The 18,417-nt window shown below is 66.3% G+C and carries 18 protein-coding genes; 4 read left to right on the top strand and 14 right to left on the bottom strand.

Going from position 1 to position 18,417, the window contains the following annotated elements:
• Positions 1-6 precede the first annotated feature (6 nt).
• The 4 genes from M8312_RS03100 to M8312_RS03115 form a co-directional block, all read right to left on the bottom strand.
• Positions 7-894 carry a F0F1 ATP synthase subunit gamma gene (locus M8312_RS03100; protein WP_250118927.1) on the bottom strand — a complete coding sequence of 296 codons (888 nt, stop codon included), beginning with the start codon at positions 892-894 and terminating at the stop codon, positions 7-9.
• A gap of 89 nt (positions 895-983) precedes the next feature.
• Complete coding sequence (gene atpA, locus M8312_RS03105) at positions 984-2,513, bottom strand: F0F1 ATP synthase subunit alpha (RefSeq protein ID WP_250118928.1); 1,530 nt, start codon at positions 2,511-2,513, stop codon at positions 984-986.
• A 2-nt stretch (positions 2,514-2,515) separates the two neighbouring features.
• Positions 2,516-3,070 (bottom strand): F0F1 ATP synthase subunit delta, encoded by a 555-nt coding sequence (locus tag M8312_RS03110; RefSeq protein ID WP_250118929.1) that lies wholly within the window; start codon positions 3,068-3,070, stop codon positions 2,516-2,518.
• Positions 3,071-3,185: 115 nt separating this feature from the next.
• Complete coding sequence (locus tag M8312_RS03115; RefSeq protein ID WP_250118930.1) at positions 3,186-3,737, bottom strand: GNAT family N-acetyltransferase; 552 nt, start codon at positions 3,735-3,737, stop codon at positions 3,186-3,188.
• 8 nt (positions 3,738-3,745) lie between these two features.
• On the opposite strand from M8312_RS03115, the gene M8312_RS03120 reads away from it, so the two are divergent.
• Together M8312_RS03120 and ada are read left to right on the top strand one after the other, a co-directional pair.
• Complete coding sequence (locus M8312_RS03120) at positions 3,746-4,210, top strand: DUF1203 domain-containing protein (protein WP_250118931.1); 465 nt, start codon at positions 3,746-3,748, stop codon at positions 4,208-4,210.
• Positions 4,207-5,247: a bifunctional DNA-binding transcriptional regulator/O6-methylguanine-DNA methyltransferase Ada gene (gene ada / locus M8312_RS03125; protein ID WP_250118932.1), complete on the top strand. Its 1,041-nt coding sequence runs from the start codon at positions 4,207-4,209 to the stop codon at positions 5,245-5,247. Before M8312_RS03120 ends, ada begins: the two co-directional genes overlap by 4 nt.
• On the opposite strand, the gene M8312_RS03130 is transcribed toward ada, so the two are convergent.
• Complete coding sequence (locus M8312_RS03130) at positions 5,244-6,797, bottom strand: cryptochrome/photolyase family protein (RefSeq protein ID WP_250118933.1); 1,554 nt, start codon at positions 6,795-6,797, stop codon at positions 5,244-5,246. The genes ada and M8312_RS03130 overlap by 4 nt on opposite strands.
• A gap of 164 nt (positions 6,798-6,961) precedes the next feature.
• On the opposite strand from M8312_RS03130, the gene M8312_RS03135 reads away from it, so the two are divergent.
• Positions 6,962-7,486, top strand: coding sequence for a CAP domain-containing protein (locus M8312_RS03135; protein WP_250118934.1), 525 nt, complete (start codon positions 6,962-6,964; stop codon positions 7,484-7,486).
• Here M8312_RS03135 and M8312_RS03140 read toward each other — a convergent pair.
• From M8312_RS03140 to M8312_RS03155, 4 genes are all read right to left on the bottom strand, one after another.
• Complete coding sequence (locus M8312_RS03140) at positions 7,483-9,651, bottom strand: primosomal protein N' (protein WP_250118935.1); 2,169 nt, start codon at positions 9,649-9,651, stop codon at positions 7,483-7,485. The two genes, M8312_RS03135 and M8312_RS03140, sit on opposite strands and share 4 nt — an antisense overlap.
• A gap of 12 nt (positions 9,652-9,663) precedes the next feature.
• Positions 9,664-10,440, bottom strand: a complete 777-nt coding sequence (gene purC / locus M8312_RS03145) for a phosphoribosylaminoimidazolesuccinocarboxamide synthase (RefSeq protein WP_250118936.1) — start codon at positions 10,438-10,440, stop codon at positions 9,664-9,666.
• A gap of 125 nt (positions 10,441-10,565) precedes the next feature.
• Complete coding sequence (locus M8312_RS03150) at positions 10,566-10,730, bottom strand: hypothetical protein (protein ID WP_250118937.1); 165 nt, start codon at positions 10,728-10,730, stop codon at positions 10,566-10,568.
• Between the two features lie 37 nt (positions 10,731-10,767).
• Positions 10,768-10,917, bottom strand: coding sequence for a hypothetical protein (locus tag M8312_RS03155; protein WP_250118938.1), 150 nt, complete (start codon positions 10,915-10,917; stop codon positions 10,768-10,770).
• A gap of 164 nt (positions 10,918-11,081) precedes the next feature.
• Between M8312_RS03155 and M8312_RS03160 the strand changes: the two genes are divergently transcribed.
• Complete coding sequence (locus M8312_RS03160; protein WP_250118939.1) at positions 11,082-11,981, top strand: LysR substrate-binding domain-containing protein; 900 nt, start codon at positions 11,082-11,084, stop codon at positions 11,979-11,981.
• Here the strand turns inward: M8312_RS03160 and parC are convergent.
• The 5 genes from parC to M8312_RS03185 all read right to left on the bottom strand — a co-directional run bounded on the left by parC (position 11,978) and on the right by M8312_RS03185 (position 18,337).
• Entirely contained in the window at positions 11,978-14,200 is a 2,223-nt protein-coding gene (parC, locus tag M8312_RS03165) for a DNA topoisomerase IV subunit A (protein ID WP_250118940.1), read from the bottom strand. The two genes, M8312_RS03160 and parC, sit on opposite strands and share 4 nt — an antisense overlap.
• A gap of 109 nt (positions 14,201-14,309) precedes the next feature.
• A complete protein-coding gene (locus M8312_RS03170) occupies positions 14,310-15,080 on the bottom strand; it encodes a CpsD/CapB family tyrosine-protein kinase (RefSeq protein WP_250118941.1) in 771 nt (256 codons plus the stop codon).
• A gap of 28 nt (positions 15,081-15,108) precedes the next feature.
• Positions 15,109-16,560, bottom strand: coding sequence for a GumC family protein (locus tag M8312_RS03175; RefSeq protein WP_250118942.1), 1,452 nt, complete (start codon positions 16,558-16,560; stop codon positions 15,109-15,111).
• Positions 16,557-17,768 (bottom strand): hypothetical protein, encoded by a 1,212-nt coding sequence (locus M8312_RS03180; protein WP_250118943.1) that lies wholly within the window; start codon positions 17,766-17,768, stop codon positions 16,557-16,559. The genes M8312_RS03175 and M8312_RS03180 overlap by 4 nt, the downstream gene beginning before the upstream one ends.
• Positions 17,765-18,337 carry a polysaccharide biosynthesis/export family protein gene (locus M8312_RS03185; protein WP_250118944.1) on the bottom strand — a complete coding sequence of 191 codons (573 nt, stop codon included), beginning with the start codon at positions 18,335-18,337 and terminating at the stop codon, positions 17,765-17,767. Before M8312_RS03185 ends, M8312_RS03180 begins: the two co-directional genes overlap by 4 nt.
• Positions 18,338-18,417: the final 80 nt, after the last annotated feature.

An 18,417-nucleotide genomic window follows, 5' to 3' on the forward strand; every position in this document is an offset into this window, starting at 1 on the left:
TGTTCGTTAGAGCGCTTCGGCGCCCGAGATGATTTCCACCAGCTCGGTCGTGATCGCGGCCTGGCGCTGGCGGTTGTACTGAATGGAGAGGCGGTTGATCATGTCCCCGGCGTTGCGCGTGGCATTGTCCATCGCGGTCATCTGGCTGCCGTAGAAACCAGCCTGGTTTTCCAGCAGCGCACGGTAGACCTGCACGGCGATGTTGCGCGGCAGCAGCGCGGCCAAAATGTCTTCCTCGTCCGGCTCATATTCGACGGCGGCCGAAGCGGTGACCGGGCCGGAGTCATTGGCGGCGGCGGGCTTGACCGGGATGATCTGATCGACCGTCGGCTCCTGCGCTAGCACCGAGCGGAAGTTCGAGTAAGCGAGGTGGACGATGTCGCACTGGCCGCTGTTGAAGCGGTGCATGACCTCGGCCGCGATCGCCTGCGCGTCCGCATAGCTCGGGTTTTTCATCTCCGACGTGTCGTACTGGCCGACGATCGCCTTGGCGCCATAGAGGCGCTGGATTACGGGACGCCCCTTGCGACCGACGAGATAGAAGCTGACGTCCTTGCCTTGGGCGATCAGTTCATCGGCGGCGCGGCGGACCGTGCGGACGATGTTGGTGTTGAATGCGCCGGCAAGGCCACGGTCGGAGGCGGCGACGACGATCAGATGACGCTGGTCGCTGCCGGTACCGGCAATCAGCTTGGGACTCTGCGGTCCGACGGTGATCCGCGAGGCCAGGCTCGCGACCACGTCCGACAGGCGGGCGGAGTAAGGCCTGCCATGCTCGGCATTGCTCTGCGCACGGCGCAGCTTCGCCGCGGCGACCATTTTCATCGCCTTGGTGATCTTCTGCGTCGACTTCACCGAGCCGATACGGAGTTTCAGGGCCTTGAGACTTGCCATCTGTTTCCTTGTGCTCCTGCGTTAGGCAGGCGCCCAGTACCTAGACGAAGAACAACTGGGCTCCCGCCTGGGCGGGAGCGCAGCCCATGTTACGCGAACTGGTTGCCGAAGGTGGTCAGCGCATCGTTGAGCGCCGCCGCCGTGTCGTCATCCAGCGCCTTGGTGTCGCGGATCTTGGCGAGCACTTCGGGCTTTTCCGAACGGAGATAGCTGAGCATCGCCGCTTCGTAGCGGGTCACGTCGCGGGTCTCGACCTTGTCGAGGAAGCCCTTGGTGCCGGCGTAGATGGAGGCGACCTGCTCCTCGACCGGCATCGGCTGATACTGCGGCTGCTTGAGCAGCTCGGTCAGACGGGCGCCGCGAGCCAGCAGCTTCTGGGTCGAGGCGTCGAGGTCCGAACCAAACTGGGCAAAGGCGGCCATTTCGCGATACTGGGCCAGCTCGAGCTTGATGCTGCCCGCCACCTTCTTCATGGCCTTGGTCTGCGCAGCCGAGCCGACGCGGCTGACCGAGAGGCCGACGTTGATGGCCGGACGGATGCCCTGATAGAACAGGTCGGTCTCGAGGAAGATCTGGCCGTCGGTGATCGAGATGACGTTGGTCGGAATGTAGGCCGACACGTCGCCCGCCTGGGTCTCGATGATCGGCAGCGCGGTTAGCGAGCCATTGCCGTTGGCGTCGTTCATCTTGGCGGCGCGCTCGAGCAGGCGGCTGTGGAGATAGAAGACGTCGCCCGGATAGGCTTCGCGGCCCGGCGGACGGCGCAGCAGCAGCGACATCTGGCGATAGGCGACGGCCTGCTTGGACAGATCGTCATAGACGATCACGGCATGCATGCCGTTGTCGCGGAAGAATTCGCCCATCGCGCAGCCGGTGTAGGGTGCGAGGAACTGCAGCGGGGCCGGCTCCGACGCGGTCGCAGCGACAACGATGGAATATTCCATCGCGCCATTCTCTTCCAGGGCGCGGACGATCTGCGCCACGGTGGAGCGCTTCTGACCGACGGCGACGTAGATGCAGTAGAGCTTCTGGCTCTCGTCGTCGCCCGAGTTGGCAGCCTTCTGGTTGATGAAAGTGTCGAGCGCGACGGCGGTCTTGCCGGTCTGGCGGTCGCCGATGATCAGCTCGCGCTGGCCGCGGCCGACGGGGACGAGCGCGTCGAGTGCCTTGAGGCCGGTCTGCACCGGCTCATGCACCGACTTGCGCGGGATGATGCCGGGCGCCTTGACCTCGACGCGGCTGCGCTGGTCGGTGACGATCGGGCCCTTGCCGTCGATCGGGTTGCCGAGCGCGTCGACCACGCGGCCGAGCAGGCCGCGGCCGACGGGAACGTCGACGATGGTGCCGGTGCGCTTGGCGCTGGAGCCTTCGCTGATCTCGGAGTCAGAGCCGAAGATCACGACGCCGACATTGTCGGATTCGAGATTGAGGGCCATGCCCTTGGTGCCGTTCTCGAACTCGACCATCTCGCCAGCCTGGACGTTGTCGAGGCCGTGGATGCGGGCGATGCCGTCGCCGACCGACAGCACCTGACCGACTTCGGAGACCTGCGCATCGGCATCGAAGTTCGCGATCTGGTCGCGGATGACGCGGGAGATTTCAGCGGCGCGGATGTCCATGATCAGCCTTTCATAGCCGTGGCTAGAGTGTTCAATTTGGTGCGGATGGAAGCGTCGATCATCTGGCTGCCAAGCCGGACGACGATGCCGCCAAGGATTGATGGATCGACCCGGGAGTCGATCGTGACCTCACGCCCGGCGCGGGCGCGGAGGTTGGCCCGGAGCGCGGCGACCTGGTCGTCGTCGAGCGGACGGGCAGTGACGACTTCCGCCGTGGTCTCGCCGCGATGATCGGCCGCGAGGCGGTCGAACAGGCGGACGATCTCCGGCAGCTGGCGGAGGCGGCCGTTGCGGGCGATCACGCCGAGGAAGTTCGAGGTGGTCTGGTCCAGCTTCAGGGCGGTCGCAGTCGCGGCAATCGCGTTGGCGGCGTCCTTGCGCTGGATCAGCGGCGAGGCGATCAGGCTCTTGAGATCGTCCGAGCCGGCGAGCGTGTCGCGGAACGCCTTGAGGCTGGATGAGACTGCGTCGATCTGCCGCTCGTCGCGAGCCAGTTCGAACAGGGCCGAGGCATAGCGTCCCGCTAAGCTTGCCCGAATGCCGCCGGATGTCTCCACGCGCCTGTAAGCTCCGAAAAAGATATGCAAAGCGGGGCGCCGCGACTGGTGAAAACCGCACGCCCCCGCTGGGTTGCGAGGCCCCTAGCAGCGCCTCCCGACTCATGCAAGGCGGTCAGAGGTGAAGCGCGAGGAAGCGGGTGAATGGGCTCGTCGGATAGCCGCCGAAGGAGCCGGCGTCGGTGAAGCCGGCCCGCTCGTAGAGAGCATTGGCCGCGCTGAAATCGCGACCGGTGCCCGTCTCCAGCAGGAGGCGGTCGTAATGGCGTGCGCGTGACTCCGCGACGATGGCGCGAAGGAGGGTGGAGGCGACGCCCCGTCGCACGGCCGAGGGAGTGGTGCGCATGGACTTGATCTCACCCGAGTGGTCGTCGAGCGACTTGAGCGCGCCCATGCCCAGCAGTTCGCCGTTGTCGCGCGCGGTCAGGAACAGGATGTCGGGGCGATCGAGGGCGCTTCCGGGCAGGACATGGCAGGCGTCGGCGGGAGAGTGGCCGCGCATCGCCGCCACATGCAGATCGAGCAACGCCTGCACGTCAGGGCTGTGCAGCTCTGCGCGATGAATGGTGATCGCCATGGCGCTGCCGACTAGCTGGAGGCCGCGCCAGCGGCGAGGTGAAGGTTTGACCGCAAGGAACGGGAAGCGGGCGCGGCCAGGATCGGTCACAAGGTTGCATGACCTATCGCATCAAAGGCCTCGAGGCCGCGACCTTCCGCCCGCTCTTCGGTCTCAGCGACGAGGAGCTTGCCCGACAGGGTGTCCGCCGGGTGGCCGTCACCGAGCGGCCAGGCGCGCCATGCCGCCTGAGCCTGGACGATGCGAAGGTGGGCGAGCAGATGCTCCTGCTCAATCACCAAAGCGTGCCTTCAGGGCCGTACCGCGCCACCCACGCCATTTACGTGACCGAAGGGTTGGAGGAGGCGGCGGAATATGTCGGCTCCATCCCGCCTGCGCTGGACCGCCGCGTGCTGTCATTGCGAGCGTTCGATCCGAAGTTCGACATGCTGCACGCCGAGCTGGTGCAGCCGGGCGCCGCCGATGAAGCGGTCAGGCGGCTGTTGGCCGATCCGGAAATCGCGTTTATTCATGCTCATTATGCGACCCGTGGCTGTTTTGCCGCGGTAGTGGAGCGATCATGAAGGTGTCCGAAGACGAGGCATGGGCGGCGTTCGGTCGCCGTGACCGGGCGTTCGACGGGTGCTTTGTCGTGGCGGTGCTGACCACGCGCATCTACTGCCGGCCAAGCTGTGCCGCCCGGCGACCACTTCGTGAGAACGTGCGCTTCTACGAAAGGGCGGGCGAGGCAATCACGGCGGGCTTCCGGGCCTGCCTGCGATGCCAGCCTGACTCGGTCGCGCGGGATGAAGCAGCGGTGCAGCGGGCCCTCGCGCTGATGCAAGAAGCGGATGAGCCGGTCCGGCTCGAAAGCCTCGCGGAGGCTGTTGGCTATGCGCCGCACCATTTCCAGCGGCTGTTCACGCGCGCGGTTGGGCTGTCGCCAGCGGCCTATTTCCGGTCGCTTCGCGCTCAACGGCTGCGCCGCGCCCTGGAGGAGAATGAGACGGTGACCGAGGCGATCTACGAGGCAGGCTATTCCGGTCCGAGCCGCTTCTACGAAGAGGCGGGCAAGCAGCTGGGCATGACCCCATCGGCGTGGCGCGACGGCGGGCGCGGCGAGACGATCCGCTGGGCGGTTGCGGACAGCATCGTGGGACCGTTGCTGGTGGCGGTGACCGGGCGCGGGATCTGTCGGCTGACCTTCGGCGAAGGGGAGGAGGCGCTTCGGCGGCGCTTCCCCAAGGCCACGCTAGTTCACGACCCCGACGCACCCCTGATCCGCGCGGCATTGGAGGCGGTGGCCGAGCCCGCGCGACGGCATGACCTGCCGGTGGACGTCAGCGGCAGCGCCTTCCAGCAGCGGGTCTGGGCGGAACTGCGCAAGATCCCCCCCGGCGAGACCCGCAGCTATGCCGACATCGCGGCGGCGGTCGGCCAGCCGGGGGCGGTCCGGGCGGTCGGAACCGCCAATGGCTCCAACCCGGTGGCCGTGCTGGTGCCATGTCACCGTGTCATTCGGTCGGACGGGAGCCTTGGCGGCTATGCCGGCGGGCTGGATCGCAAGCGCCAGCTGCTGCGCGCCGAGGGCGTGGAGCTGGAGTCGCCCACGCTGCTTTAGTTGGTACGAGCCCAGCCGGGCTCGGCCGGTTCGAGGCTGTCGAGGAAGCGCTGCGCCCACTCGCGATAGGCGGCCTGCTTCTCTGGGCTCATCCGGCGCCAGGTGGCGTACTGGTTGCGAAGGCGATGGTTGCCGGAAAGCCGCTGCTCGTGGCGGGCGAGGAAGTCCCAGTAGAGCGAGTTGAATGGGCAGGCGCGCGGTCCGACCTTCTTCTTCACGTCGTAGACGCAGTTCTGGCAGTAGTCGGACATGCGGTCGATGTAGGCACCTGAGGCGGCATAGGGCTTGGTGGCGATGCGGCCGCCGTCGGCCCATTGGCTCATGCCGATGACGTTGGGGTGCTCGACCCATTCATAGGCGTCGGCATAGACGACCAGGAACCAGTCGCTGATGGCCTGCGGCGCCACCCCGGCGAGGAGGGCGAAGTTGCCGAGGACCATCAGCCGCTGGATGTGGTGGGCATAAGCGTTGTCGCGGGTGTTCCGGATGGATTCCGCGAGGCATTTCATGTCGGTCTCGCCGGTCCAGTAGAAATCGGGGAGCGGGCGGGTCGCGGCGAGCGCATTGGCTTCGCCCAAGGCCGGCATCTCGCGCCAGTACATGCCGCGCATATATTCCCGCCAGCCGATGATCTGGCGGATGAAGCCTTCGGCGGCGTTGAGGGGCGCTTTGCCCCCGCGGAAGGCCGCCTCGACCTTGCGGCAGGCGGTGAGGGGGTCGAGCAGGCCGCAGTTCATCGAAGTGGAGATGGCGGCGTGAAAGAGGAGGGCCTCGCCCACCACCATCGCGTCCTGGTAGGTGCCGAACAGGGGCAGGCGGGTGGCGATGAACTCGTCGAGCGCCGCCTCCGCCTGGGTGGCGGTGACCGGCAGCCCGAAGCCGTCGACGCTGCCGAAGTGGTCGGAGAAACGGCGGCGGACGAGCTCGATGACGTCGCGAGTGACGGCGTCAGGTTCCACCGGACAGCGGCTCGGGAAATCGCCTTGGTGCGGCGGGCCGGAGCGGTTGTCCTTGTCGTAGTTCCAATGGCCGCCCGTCGGCTTGCCGTCGGGCTCCATCAGCAGGCCGGTGCGGCGGCGCTGGTCGCGGTAGAAATACTCCATCGGCTTGTCGGCCTGGCCGGCCCAGGCGAAGAAGTCCGGCAGCGGGCAGATGAAGCGGTCGTCGGGGAGGAGCTCGACGGGCACGCCGAAGCGCTCCGGCCAGCCGGCGATCATCCGCGCCACGCGAAACTCGCCCGCCTCGACCACACGAATGCTGGTTGCGCCGTGGCGAGTGAGGGCGCGGCCGACCTCGTCGGTGAAGCTGCCGCGGTTTTCCGGATCTTCCAGCTCGATGTAGTCGACCGTCCAGCCGCGCTCCCGCAGCTCGGCGGCGAAGTGGCGCATGGCCGAGAATATCAGAATGATCTTGTGCGGATGGTGGCGGACGTAGCCGGTCTCCTCCGCCACCTCCATCAGCAGCACGACCGAGCTGGCCGGACTGGCGCCGCGCAGACTGGCGAGGTCATGGCTGAGCTGGTCGCCAAGGATGGGGATGAGGGTCGTCATTCGGTACTGCCCGTTAACGCATCGCCATGTGGAACGGCTCACGCCAGCTGGACTAACGGCTCACCGTTAAAGACCGGTCGGAACGATTGCGTTCTCATCCGCCGTGCGCATCATATTGGCCAAGAGGCGAGGGCCGGGGGGCCTTCGCGGGTGGGAATGAATCTATGCAGTGGCGTGCGGGGCTGGCAGCAGCGGCGGGCTTGGGTCTGGCGCTGGCGAGTGCGCCGGCGGCGGGCCAGAGCCGCATCATCTATCCGCTGACGATGCGACTGTTGGTGCCGCAGAACGTGGAGCGGTCACGCTGGGGTGTCGGGCCCCTGCAGTGGGACCAGAGCCTGGCTTTCGCGGCCGACCAATATGCCGCCGAACTGGCCCGCACCAATCGCTGGGGCCATAGCGCAAAGACGAGCCGGCCGGGCCAGGGAGAGAATCTGTGGATGGGCAGCCGGGGCGCCTTCAGCCCGGAGCAGATGGTCGGAAGCTGGCTGAGCGAAGCGGGCTATTACCGGCCAAGCGTGTTTCCCTACGTCAGCCGGACGGGCAACTGGGCTGACGTCGGGCATTACACCCAGATCATCTGGCGGCAGACGACGAAGGTCGGTTGTGCGATCCGCTCCAACGGCCGGTGGGACTATCTGGTCTGCCGCTACTCGCCGCATGGCAATGTCGACGGGCGGACCGCCGTCTAGACGAAGCTGTAGGGGTCGACGTCGACCGCTACTCGAACCTTCGACCCCCATTCGACGGCGGCCAGCCAGTCGCGGATGACGTCCTGCACGTCGAGGCTTCGGGCGGCGTGGACCAGCAGCCGATAGCGGTACCGGTTCCGCAGCATGGCCAGCGGAGCCGGGGCGGGGCCGAAGACCGCCATGCCTTCGACATCGGGCGCGGCCCTGCCGATGCGGCGGGCGACGGCCTCGGCCTCGTCCTTGTCTTCGCTGGAGATGATCAGCGCGGCCAATCGCCCGAAGGGGGGCATGGCCGCCTCGCGACGGGACTCGGTTTCGGCGGCGACGAAACTGTCCGCGTCGCCGCTGACGAGGGCGGCGATGACCGGCGCCTCGGGGTCGTGGGTCTGGACCAGGACCCGGCCGGGCTTTTCGCCCCGTCCAGCGCGGCCGGCCACCTGGGCGATCTGCTGGAAGCTGCGTTCGGCGGCGCGGAGGTCACCTCCCTGCAGGCCAAGGTCCGCGTCCACCACGCCCACCAGGGTAAGGTTGGGAAAGTGGTAGCCCTTGGTCACCAGCTGGGTTCCGATCACGATGTCGATCGCGCCTGCCTCCATCGCGGCCACGAATTCGGCGGCTTTGACCGGCGACCAGATGGTGTCGCTGGTGACCAGCGCGGTGCGGGCTTCGGGGAACAGCGCCTGAACCTCGTCGGCGATCCGCTCCACTCCTGGCCCGCAAGCGACCAGGCTGTCCTCGTCCCCGCATTCGGGGCAGAGGCGGGGCGGGGGCATGACGTGGCCGCAATGGTGACAGGCGAGCCGGTGCATCAGCCGGTGCTCGACCATCCAGGCGGTGCAGTTGGGGCATTGAAAACGGTGCCCGCATGTGCGGCACAGGGTCAGCGGCGCGAAGCCACGGCGGTTGAGGAATAGCAGGGACTGCTCGCCTGCCTCCAGATTGGCTTCGAGCTCCGTTACGAGACTGGGGGCTAGCCAGCGCCCTCGCGGCGGTGGGTCCTGGGTGAGGTTGATCGCCGACAGTTCCGGCAGGCGCGCCCCGGCGAAGCGGCTGGCCAGCTTGACCTCACGGTAGCGGCCAAGCTCGACCATGTGACGCGTTTCGATGGCTGGCGTGGCGGAGGAGAGGATCACCGGAATGTCCTCGAACCGCCCGCGCATCACGGCGACGTCGCGGGCGTGATATTGAACGCCTTCCTCCTGCTTGAAGCTCGGCTCGTGCGCTTCGTCGACCACGATCAGGCCGAGGTTGGCGTAGGGCAGGAAGAGGGACGAACGGGCGCCGATCACGACCTTGGCTTCGCCGCTGGCAATGGCGCGGTAGGAGCGGCGGCGCTGGGAGGCGCGCAGGTCCGAATGCCAGGCGGTGGGCGGGCAGCCGAAGCGGGCCTCGAAGCGCTTCAGGAAAGGCTCCGTCAATGCGATTTCAGGCAGCAGGATCAGGGCTTGCCTGCCTTGGCGGAGCGCCTCGGCGATGGCTTCGAAGTAGACCTCGGTCTTGCCTGAGCCGGTCACTCCGTCGAGCAGCACGGGGTCAAAGCCGTGGCCGATGGCGGCGACCAGGCTGGCGGAAGCATCGGCCTGTTCGGGATTGAGTTCCGGTGGAGCGAAGTCCGGGTCGGGACAGGCGAGCGGTTTGTCGGCGTCGACCAGCACCGGTTCGAGCGCGCCGGCGTTCACCAGCCCGCGAAGCACGGCGTCACTGACTTCGGCGAAGGCGGCGAGCTCGCGGATGGTGCCTTGGCGGCCCTCCAGTCGCTCGAGCGCGCTCCGGCGCTGGGGCGTAAGGCGGTCCGGCTGTAGTCCGGTGGGGCGATATTCCGTCAGCTGGCGCTGGTCATGCAGTGCGTAGGAGGAAGGCAGGACCATTCGCAGCACGGCGGCGAGCGGGCTCAGGTAATAATCGGCGGTCCACTCGCACAGACGGCGCAGCGCGGGCTGGATGACAGGCTGCGGCAGGACGGAGGTGAGATAGCGCAGCCGGTTGTCGCCCACCTCATCGGTCGGCAGCCGCTCCGGTTCCCACACCACGCCGATCATCGGCCGCGGGCCGAGCGGCGCGACGACGACCTGGCCTGGCGACACCTCCACGCCGTCGGGCACCCGATAATCGAGCGGCCCCAGCGCGGCGTTCAGGGTAACGATGCGGACGCGGGGCAGCCCCATTGCGGAAGGGGACTAGAGCCCCTTCTTCTTGCGATGGCTGTCGAGGTCGAGAACCGCGAATTCCTCGTCGCGCAGCAGGCCGAGGCGGCGGGCGACCTCCTGATAGGCTTCGGCCTCTCCGCCGAGGCTCTGCCGAAAGCGGTCCTTGTCGAGCTTCTCACCGGACTTCATGTCCCACAGGCGGCAGCCATCGGGGCTGATCTCATCGGCCAGGATGATGCGCGGGAAGTCGTTCTCGTAGACGCGCCCGAACTCCAGCTTGAAGTCCACCAGGCGGATGTTGATGGCGGCGAACAGCCCCGCCATGAAGTCGTTCACCCGGATCGCCATGTCGGCGATGTCGTTCATCTCCTCCTGGCTGGCCCAGCCGAAGCAGGCGATATGCTCGTCCGCGACCATCGGATCGCCGAGCGCATCGTCCTTGAGGTAATATTCGATGATGGTGCGGGGAAGCTGGGTGCCTTCCTCGATCCCGAGGCGCTTCGACAGCGAGCCGGCGGCGACGTTGCGGACCACCACCTCGATCGGCACGATCTCGCACTGGCGAATGAGTTGTTCGCGCATGTTGAGACGGCGAATGAAATGCGTCGGTACGCCGATCATCGCCAGCGAGGTGAAGATATGCTCGCTGATCCGGTTGTTGATGACGCCCTTGCCGCTGATCGTGCCGCGCTTCTGCGCGTTGAAGGCGGTGGCGTCGTCCTTGAAGTACTGGATCAGCGTACCCGGCTCGGGACCCTCGTAGAGGATCTTGGCCTTGCCTTCGTAGATCTGGCGGCGACGAGCCATAAGGGCGTGTTCCCCAAACGCTAAATGACGGCGCCCCGGCCGCTCTGGACGATGCCGAGAGGCCGGGGCGGATTGGCTCAGCCCTATAGGGCAGCGGGGGCAGCCGTGCAACGACTGCCCGATGATCAGCGAACGGGCCGGCGTTCCCAGGGCGACGACCAGAACACCCGGTGATGGGCCCGGCCAACCGCCCGCAGGGCAACGCGGGCTCGCGCCAGCAGCAGCTTGTAATCGTGGTTCAGCGCTCGCCGACCTTCGTCATACCCCTGGTCGAGATTATGATCGCGCATCGCACTTACTCCTTTTCGTGTGGGGTCAGGGCCAGGGTCAGGCGGCGCGAAGTCGCCGCTCGACGGCGCGCAGTCGCTCGTCAGCGTGCAGCTGGCGCCACACCGCGCTGGCACGTTCGGCGGCCAAATCCCGTTCGGGTAGCGGCTCGGCCGCGAGGAACATACGGGTGTTCAGTCCATAAGCCATGACAATCATCTTCCTGTCTCGCCTGCGTCGTCGCCGGGCCCGCGAAAGAGCGCTGGGGGAGGCGGGTTCGCAGCTTCAGCGACCCCGATCATCTATGCTCCTGCCGATCGTTACGCCAATCGAACGCTTGGCATGAGCCATAAAGAGGAGTTATGGTCTGCAGGATGCGGAACCTGCCGCCACTAACCGCCGTGAGGGTGTTCGAGGCCGCTGCACGGCACGAGAATTTCACCTCGGCTGCAAGCGAACTGGGCATGACGCAGGCGGCCGTTTCCTATCAGGTGAAAAGCCTGGAGGACCGGCTCGGAGCGCCCTTGTTCGTGCGCGAAAAGGGCCGTGCGCGGCTGACTCCACTCGGCCGCCAGTTGCTGCCGGCGCTCAGCCAGGCATTCGACCGGATCGAGCAGGCGTTCGCCAGCACGCGCGCCGAGGACGAGGCGCTGCTGACCATCGCGACCACCTATACTTTCGCCAACACCTGGCTGGCGTGGACGCTGGGCCGGTTCCAGATCGCGCATCCGGACCTGGCGGTGCGGCTCAATACCGATGATCGACTGGCCGACCTGCGGACGGGCGAAGCGGACGTTGCGATCAGGGCGGGCCGCGGCGACTGGGATGGGCTGGAGCAGTGCCTGCTGATCCGCAGCGAGTTCACGCCGATTGCTTCTCCTGAGCTGATCAGGCGGGTCGAGACCGATCTTGGACACGCGTTGCGCCCGGCGGATCTCACCGAACTGCCGCTGCTCAGTCCGCACGACGAATGGTGGCGGATCTGGTTCGCGGACGCGGGCGTGACCTTCGATTCGACCGCCAAGCGCGGCGGCATCCGGCTCGATAATCAGGCGAACGAAGGACATGCGGCGATGGCGGGGCAGGGGATCGCCCTGCTGACGCCGTTCCTGTGGCGCCAGGACCTTCGCACCGGACGGCTGGTGCAGCCGTTCGAGCAGACATCGACCGCGGGCTACGCCTACTGGCTGGTGTGGCCGCCCGAGCGCCGCAACATCCCCAAGATCAAGCGCTTCCGCGAATGGCTGCTCGCCGAGTTGGGCGTGGCCGACTAGAAGCGGTTGCTGCGGGGAAAGCCGAGCGGCGCGATGCGGCCGCTGGCGCCGCGGATGCCCTTCCAGGCCGTCAGGTCGGCTTCGGTGCGGGTCCGGCCGCTGTCGCCGCCCATGCCCCAGCTGAGGCCCTCGGACAGCTTGAGCGGCTTGAGGTCGGCCAGGCCGCCATCCCGGTAGCGCTGCAGCTGAACGCCCGAACCACGGCCCATCTCGGGCAGTTCTGTCAGCATGAAGACCAGCAGCTTGCGGTTCTCGCCAACGACGGCGACCGCGTCGGCATCGGTGGGAATGGGACGGAGCGAAGCGAGCTTCGCTCCGGTGCGGAGGTTCAGCAGCTGCTTGCCCTTGCGGGTCTCGGCCAGCACGGCTTCGCCGCTGGTGATGAACCCGCGCCCGTCGCTGGAGGCGACCAGCAGCTTCATCTCGGGGCGGACGACGAACAGGTCGGCGATCTCCACCTCGGCGGGGAGGTCGATCGACAGGCGCACCGGCTCACCAAAGCCGCGCCCGCCCGGAAGCTTGTCGCCGCCAAGCGTGTAGACGCGGCCGTTTTCGGCGGTGAGCAGCAGGCGGTCGGTCGTCTGGGCATGGAAGATCTTGTGGAGGCCGTCGCCCTCGCGGAACTTCAGCGTCTCGGCATCATCCAGCGCGACATGGCCCCGCATGGCCCGGATCCAGCCGCGCTGGGAAAGGATAACGGTGATCGGTTCCTTCTCGATCATCCGCGACCAGTCGATCTCGGCGCGCGTGGCGGGACCTTCCTCGATCCGGGTGCGGCGCTCGTCGCCGAACTTGTCGCGGACCTGCCCCAGTTCCTTCTTGAGCCGGGTGCGCTGCCGCGTCGGGCTCTCGATCAGCTTCGCGAGTTCCTCGCGCTCCTTGGCAAGCGCCGCCCGCTCCTTGCCAATCTCGAACTCCTCGAGCTTGCGCAGGGAGCGCAGGCGCATGTTGAGGATCGCCTCGGCCTGCCGGTCAATGAGGCTGAACTCGGCGATCATCACCGCCTTGGGTTCGTCCTCGGTACGGATGATCTCGATCACCCGATCGAGGTTGAGGTAGGCGACGAGGAAGCCGTCGAGCAGCTCCAGCCGGTCGTCGATCTTGCCGATCCGCGTGGTCGAGCGGTTGAGCATGACCTCGATCTGGAAGGACAGCCAGGCGGTCAGGCACTGCTTCAGGCTCATCACGCCCGGCGTGCGCTGCGCATCGAGGACGTTGAGGTTGAGCGGGAAGCGGATCTCGAGGTCGGTCAGGCGGTAGAGGCTCTCGAGCAGCAACTCGGGCTCGACCGTGCGGCTGCGCGGTTCAAGCACGATGCGCAGATCTTCCGCGCTCTCGTCGCGGACGTCGGCGAGGATCGGCAATTTCTTGTTGGCGATGAGATCGGCGATCTGCTCGATCAACTTGCCCTTCTGAACGCCGTAGGGGATTTCGGTGACCAGCAGGTACCAGCCGCCGCCTTTTTCCTTCTCTTGGCTGACGGTGGCCCGGAGGCGGAAGCTGCCGCGTCCCGTCTCATAGGCCAGGGCAATCGCCTCCTTGCTGTCGACCACCGCACCGCCGGTCGGAAAGTCCGGTCCGGACACGAAGTCCAGCAGGTCGCGCGTTTCCGCGTGCGGATTGTCGATGAGGTGGGTCGCCGCGTCGAGCAGTTCGCTGACATTATGCGGCGGAATGCTGGTCGCCATGCCGACCGCGATCCCGCTGGCGCCGTTGGCGAGCAGGTTGGGAAAGAGGCCCGGGAAGACCTCAGGCTCTTCCTCCTCGCCATTGTAGGTGGGCCGGAAGCCGACGGTGCCCTCGTCGAGGCCGCTCATCAGCTGCATCGCGATGGGCGTCAGCTTGGCTTCCGTGTAGCGATAGGCTGCGGCGTTATCGCCGTCGATGTTGCCAAAGTTGCCCTGACCGTCGACCAGCGGATAGCGGAGCGCGAAATCCTGAGCGAGGCGGACCATAGCGTCATAGACCGACTGGTCGCCATGCGGGTGATATTTGCCGATCACGTCACCAACGACGCGGGCCGACTTCTTGTAGGAGCCGGCGGGGTCGAGCCGTAGCAGTCGCATGGCCCACAGCAGGCGCCGGTGAACCGGCTTCAGACCGTCCCGGACGTCAGGGAGAGAGCGGGCGGTGATCGTCGACAGCGCATAGACTAGGTAGCGCTCCGACAGGGCGGCGTCGAAGGGGGTGTCGATTGTCGAGGAGGAGTCAGGTTCCATTGCGGCTGACCCTAGCAAGCGGCCGGCAGTCTCGAAAGCGGGCGATGCACGCGCGTCACGGCGGTGGCCATTCGGTCACATGGCAGGTTTCGGGGCAGGGCGGGTGCCCTCAGACCTCCGCGCCGTAGCCCTGCGCATAATAGCTCTCGACGCCATAGCCATCGCTGACCACGCCGCCGCGGAACTTGTTGAGGATCACGCCGCTCAAGCGCTCGCGGCCCAGCGCCTCGACCGAGTCACGAATCTCGCGCTCCGTAGTCCGGCCTTCCTCGGCGACCAGCACGTAGCTGTCGAGGTTGGCCATGGTCGCCACCGCATCGTCATTGGCGAAAACGGGCGGGAGATCGCAGACGAAGATGTTGGTCGGATCGCTCTCACGCATGGCGGCGAACAGTGCCTGAGCTCGCGAGTTGGCGAGCAACTCGGCCGAGTGGAACGGGCCACCACGGGTCGGCACCACGTGCAGGCGCTCACCCGCCAGGTCATACACTTCAAGCGGTCCGTCGCCGTCGAGGTAGCCGCTGAGGCCCTGTTGCGGGATGAAGCCGAACTGCTGGCTCAATGAGCCGCGGCGCAGGTCGAGGTCGACCGCAAAGGTCCGCACCTGCGGGTCGCGGCTGAGGCTGGCGCTGATATTGGCGGACACGAAGGACTTGCCGACGTTCGGGGTCGCCGAAACCACGCCCACCATGCGCAGACCGCGCTTGCGCTTGCGCTCGAGCAGCTTGCCGCGAATGAGGTTGAAGCTGCGTGAGCGGGGATCGATGCTGTTGAAGCCATAGATCCCGCCGGCGATCGCCTTGTCCGCTCCCCATTCGATGGTGAGCGGATTGGCGAGCGCGCGCCGAACATCGTCGAGGACGCCGGCGGGGGAGGTCATTGCATGCTCCTGCTGCGCGGAGAAACTGCTAGGCAAATTTCAGATCCTTCTTGCGGAAGGGAAGCCTGAACCGGCTCTTCCGCTTCTTGTCGTCGATCAGCGGCACCACGCCCAAGATTGGCAGGCCCATGGTCTCGATCTGGGCCGGGCTGCGCAGCGGCTTGCGAAGCAGCTCAACCGCGAATGCCAGCACCAGGCCGAGGAACAGCCCGACGATGGCGCCCGCCGCAATCAGCAGCGGCCGGTTGGGTGAGTAGGGCGTGTCCGGAAGGTTCGGCGCCTCGACCAGGGACAGGCGCTCGGCGCGCTGTTCGTTGGCGAGACGGGCGCTGTTCTGCGCCTTCAGCAACTCATCCGAGACCTTGTTGTACTGGTCACGAAGTGCCTGTGCCTGGTTCTCCAGCTGCATGGCCTGCTCGAGGATGGCTGGAGCCCGGGCCGAACCCGCCATTGACGCCTGGGCGCGCGCCATCGCTTGCGACCGCGCCGCCTGAAGGGAGGCAATGGCCTGGTTGTTCGCGGCGATCTGCGCGCGAACCATCGCGGCGTCGTCGCTGCCCGGGTTGGCCCGGACCATCTGCTGGACCGCCCGGAGCCGTTCGCGCGCGGCCTGAACGTCAGGGTGGCTGTCGTTGTAGAGCGCCTGTGCCGCGGCGAGCGCGCTTTCGGCGGCGGCGACCTGCGGGTCCTTGCCGCCCGTCCGGCTTGCCTGGACCAGCAGCTGCCGGTTCTGGGTCTCAAGGCTCGTGATCTGGGCGCTGTAGCTGCCCAGATCCATCATCATCCCGCCACCGTTGGTATTGGCGAGAGCGGAGCCATTGCGGGACTTGAGCTCGGTCAGCTGGTTCTCGATTGTCGAAATCTGCGCGCGGAGCTTGTCGGCCTGATCCTGAAGGAAGCGAACGCCGATGCGCGCCTGCTCCGACACGTCCTCGGTATCCATCGTAAGGAAGCTGTTGACGAAACTCTGAAGGACGACCTGCGCCTGGGCGGGATCTGGATAATCGAAGCTGATGTCGATTGCGACCGTGTTCGGACCGCTTGCCGCATTACCGCCAAGGTCGTTGGCCTGGGCGCCCACGGTGGTCGCATCGCGCATCTTCTCGACGACCTTCGAGAGCGGCTTCGAGCGTCGGTCGCTGACGTAGAGGTTGTTCTGCTCGATAAGCTGGATGAGGTCGCCGCGGCTCAGCACCCGCTCGCGGATGCGGGCGATGCGCTGTTCGATATCGCCGGCCTGCGGTGCCTGGACATAGGTGCCCTGGATCTGCTGGCCCTGGACCAGCAGCGTCGCCTTCGAGCGGTAAATGGTAGGAAGCGAGAAAGCGGCGACGATCGCTGCCAGCGTGAGGACGACGAAAGGAACGATAACCAGCATCCGGCGCTGCCAGAAAATGGTCGGCAAGTGGTTGAAGAACCACCCGATACCGCCACTGCCAACCTCGCCGCCGTCGTAATCAACCGCGTTCACTGCATTCATCGGATATCACCCAAGCGGTAGCGGAGGTACACCGAGCCGCCCACATCGGTCTTCGGGTCCGGTCCAGCGAAGCTGAGCTTGCGCCAGGAGGCCTGAACCCCGGCAGAGATGCGGTCGTTGATCAGGCGATCGTAGGCGGCACTTGCCGTGTAGAAAGTGGAGCTGCCGGTCTGGTTGGCAATTCGGTACCCGCCAGTCCGGGCGACCGAGGCCGAGCCCTGGATCGAATCCTTGGGGCCAAGCTTGCGGTAATATTCCAGCGAAGCAGTGGTCGAGACCGGCGCCGCACCGATCACCGAACTTTGGGTGCGTCGAGCCGCACGGGCACAGATCCGCTCATATTCCAGCTGGCGGCACAGGGAGCCGTCGAGCGCGAGGTTGATGCTGGACGAGTTGTCGATTCCCGTGACGCCGAAGTCCTGCGTCGTGCGGACAAAGCCGACAGCCGCGCTCAGGTCCCAATGTTCGCTCAGCTGGGCGGTTACTGTTGCCTGCGGCCCGATCTCGAAGATGGAGCGGCCGAACTTGTAGTCGGCGTACTGCACCAGCAGGCGGCCCCCAACCGAGAGGCGCTCGTTCAGCTGGCGATTATAGCCAACCGTGGTGTTGTAGGACGTGTAATCGAGGACGTTGCTGCCCGCCACGAACAAGTGCTGCGCGCCGGCCGTGATATTCAGCGCGTCCTTCGGAGACAGCACGATGTTAGCGCCGCCGCTGCCGGACAGCGTGTACTGGCGTTGGTTCAGGCCGAACAGGTTTGGATCAACGATCACCACCGTCGACGGAATGGCTGGGTCGGGCGTGACGGATCCTGCCGGAACGCCATAGAAGCGCGAGCCCAGCTGACCGCCGATATCGCCGCTCAGGCCCAGGTTGCCGAACAGCGTGACCTTCTCGTTGGCGACATAGCGCGTGTTGGCCGAAAGGTTGAACACCTGCTTGTTGCCGTAGCGGCGGAAATAGGCGTCATTCTCGACGTAGGCCGAGATGCTGGAGCTGGTCCGCTCCGTCGTCCAGCCATGATAGCCGTAGAGCGAAAAGCGCCCGAAGGCGCTTCCCGTGTCACCGCCGGGGGCGAGCAGCGGGTTGGTCGAATAACCAAGACCCGCACTCACATCGACGTAAGTCTGGCTCTTGGCCGATATCGCGGAAGGTACAGCAAGCGCCGAGGCGGCGAGCAGTCCAAGGGTCAGTGGGCGCGTCATCATGGAACCACCAATGTGTCGCCGCTCATGATCTGCGGGTTCTGCGCGGGAGTGATGCGGCTACCGCTGCCCTTGATTGCGTCACCAAGCCCGATGCGAATGGTGGTGAGACCTTCGCCGACCTTGCGGACGATGCGGATGTTGTTGAGGTCGGCGAACTCCGTCGGCCCACCAGCAATGCTCAAGGCTTCGAGCGCGTTGACGTAGCGGCCCGGGGTGAAGGTGCCCGGTCCCTTGACCTTGCCGATGACCGAGAACTGAAAGCCGGCGGGGTTCTTCACCGACACGGTGACCTGCGGGACCTGGCCGCGATATTGCGGCTGCAGGCCTGCGGTAATGATCCGCTCAAGCTCCGAAGGAAGGCGGCCGGATGCCACGACCTGTCCCACCAGCGGGAAGGCGAACGTCCCGTCCGGCAACACCCGAACCGACCGCTGGAGCCGCTCATCACCCCACACTAGGATGTCGAGTTCGTCGCCCGGGTTGATGCGATAGGCGACGCCCGGGGTGGCCGCGCTGGCCTGCGCCTTGGCGGTGTCGGCGATGCCGCCAACGGCCATTGCGATCATCATGAACAAAAAAGTAAGCAATCGCACGCTAGATCCCCTCACACGAACCATCATGCGCCGAAGCGCCAGCTCTCACGCTTCTG

It is taken from the genome of Sphingomonas sp. KRR8 (genome assembly GCF_023559245.1).
In the GTDB taxonomy this organism is placed as follows: Bacteria; Pseudomonadota; Alphaproteobacteria; order Sphingomonadales; family Sphingomonadaceae; genus Sphingomicrobium.

Excerpts from the sequence above, each read along its gene's own strand:
- M8312_RS03160 (WP_250118939.1), top strand. The coding sequence starts at position 11,082 with ATGCGGAACCTGCCGCCACTAACCGCCGTGAGGGTGTTCGAGGCCGCT.
- M8312_RS03140 (WP_250118935.1), bottom strand. The coding sequence starts at position 9,651 with ATGGGGCTGCCCCGCGTCCGCATCGTTACCCTGAACGCCGCGCTGGGG.
- parC (WP_250118940.1), bottom strand. The coding sequence starts at position 14,200 with ATGGAACCTGACTCCTCCTCGACAATCGACACCCCCTTCGACGCCGCC.
- M8312_RS03150 (WP_250118937.1), bottom strand. The coding sequence starts at position 10,730 with ATGCGCGATCATAATCTCGACCAGGGGTATGACGAAGGTCGGCGAGCG.
- M8312_RS03185 (WP_250118944.1), bottom strand. The coding sequence starts at position 18,337 with ATGATGATCGCAATGGCCGTTGGCGGCATCGCCGACACCGCCAAGGCG.
- M8312_RS03120 (WP_250118931.1), top strand. The coding sequence starts at position 3,746 with ATGACCTATCGCATCAAAGGCCTCGAGGCCGCGACCTTCCGCCCGCTC.
- M8312_RS03130 (WP_250118933.1), bottom strand. The coding sequence starts at position 6,797 with ATGACGACCCTCATCCCCATCCTTGGCGACCAGCTCAGCCATGACCTC.
- purC (WP_250118936.1), bottom strand. The coding sequence starts at position 10,440 with ATGGCTCGTCGCCGCCAGATCTACGAAGGCAAGGCCAAGATCCTCTAC.
- ada (WP_250118932.1), top strand. The coding sequence starts at position 4,207 with ATGAAGGTGTCCGAAGACGAGGCATGGGCGGCGTTCGGTCGCCGTGAC.
- M8312_RS03100 (WP_250118927.1), bottom strand. The coding sequence starts at position 894 with ATGGCAAGTCTCAAGGCCCTGAAACTCCGTATCGGCTCGGTGAAGTCG.
- M8312_RS03155 (WP_250118938.1), bottom strand. The coding sequence starts at position 10,917 with ATGGCTTATGGACTGAACACCCGTATGTTCCTCGCGGCCGAGCCGCTA.
- M8312_RS03180 (WP_250118943.1), bottom strand. The coding sequence starts at position 17,768 with ATGATGACGCGCCCACTGACCCTTGGACTGCTCGCCGCCTCGGCGCTT.
- M8312_RS03175 (WP_250118942.1), bottom strand. The coding sequence starts at position 16,560 with ATGAATGCAGTGAACGCGGTTGATTACGACGGCGGCGAGGTTGGCAGT.
- M8312_RS03170 (WP_250118941.1), bottom strand. The coding sequence starts at position 15,080 with ATGACCTCCCCCGCCGGCGTCCTCGACGATGTTCGGCGCGCGCTCGCC.
- atpA (WP_250118928.1), bottom strand. The coding sequence starts at position 2,513 with ATGGACATCCGCGCCGCTGAAATCTCCCGCGTCATCCGCGACCAGATC.
- M8312_RS03135 (WP_250118934.1), top strand. The coding sequence starts at position 6,962 with ATGCAGTGGCGTGCGGGGCTGGCAGCAGCGGCGGGCTTGGGTCTGGCG.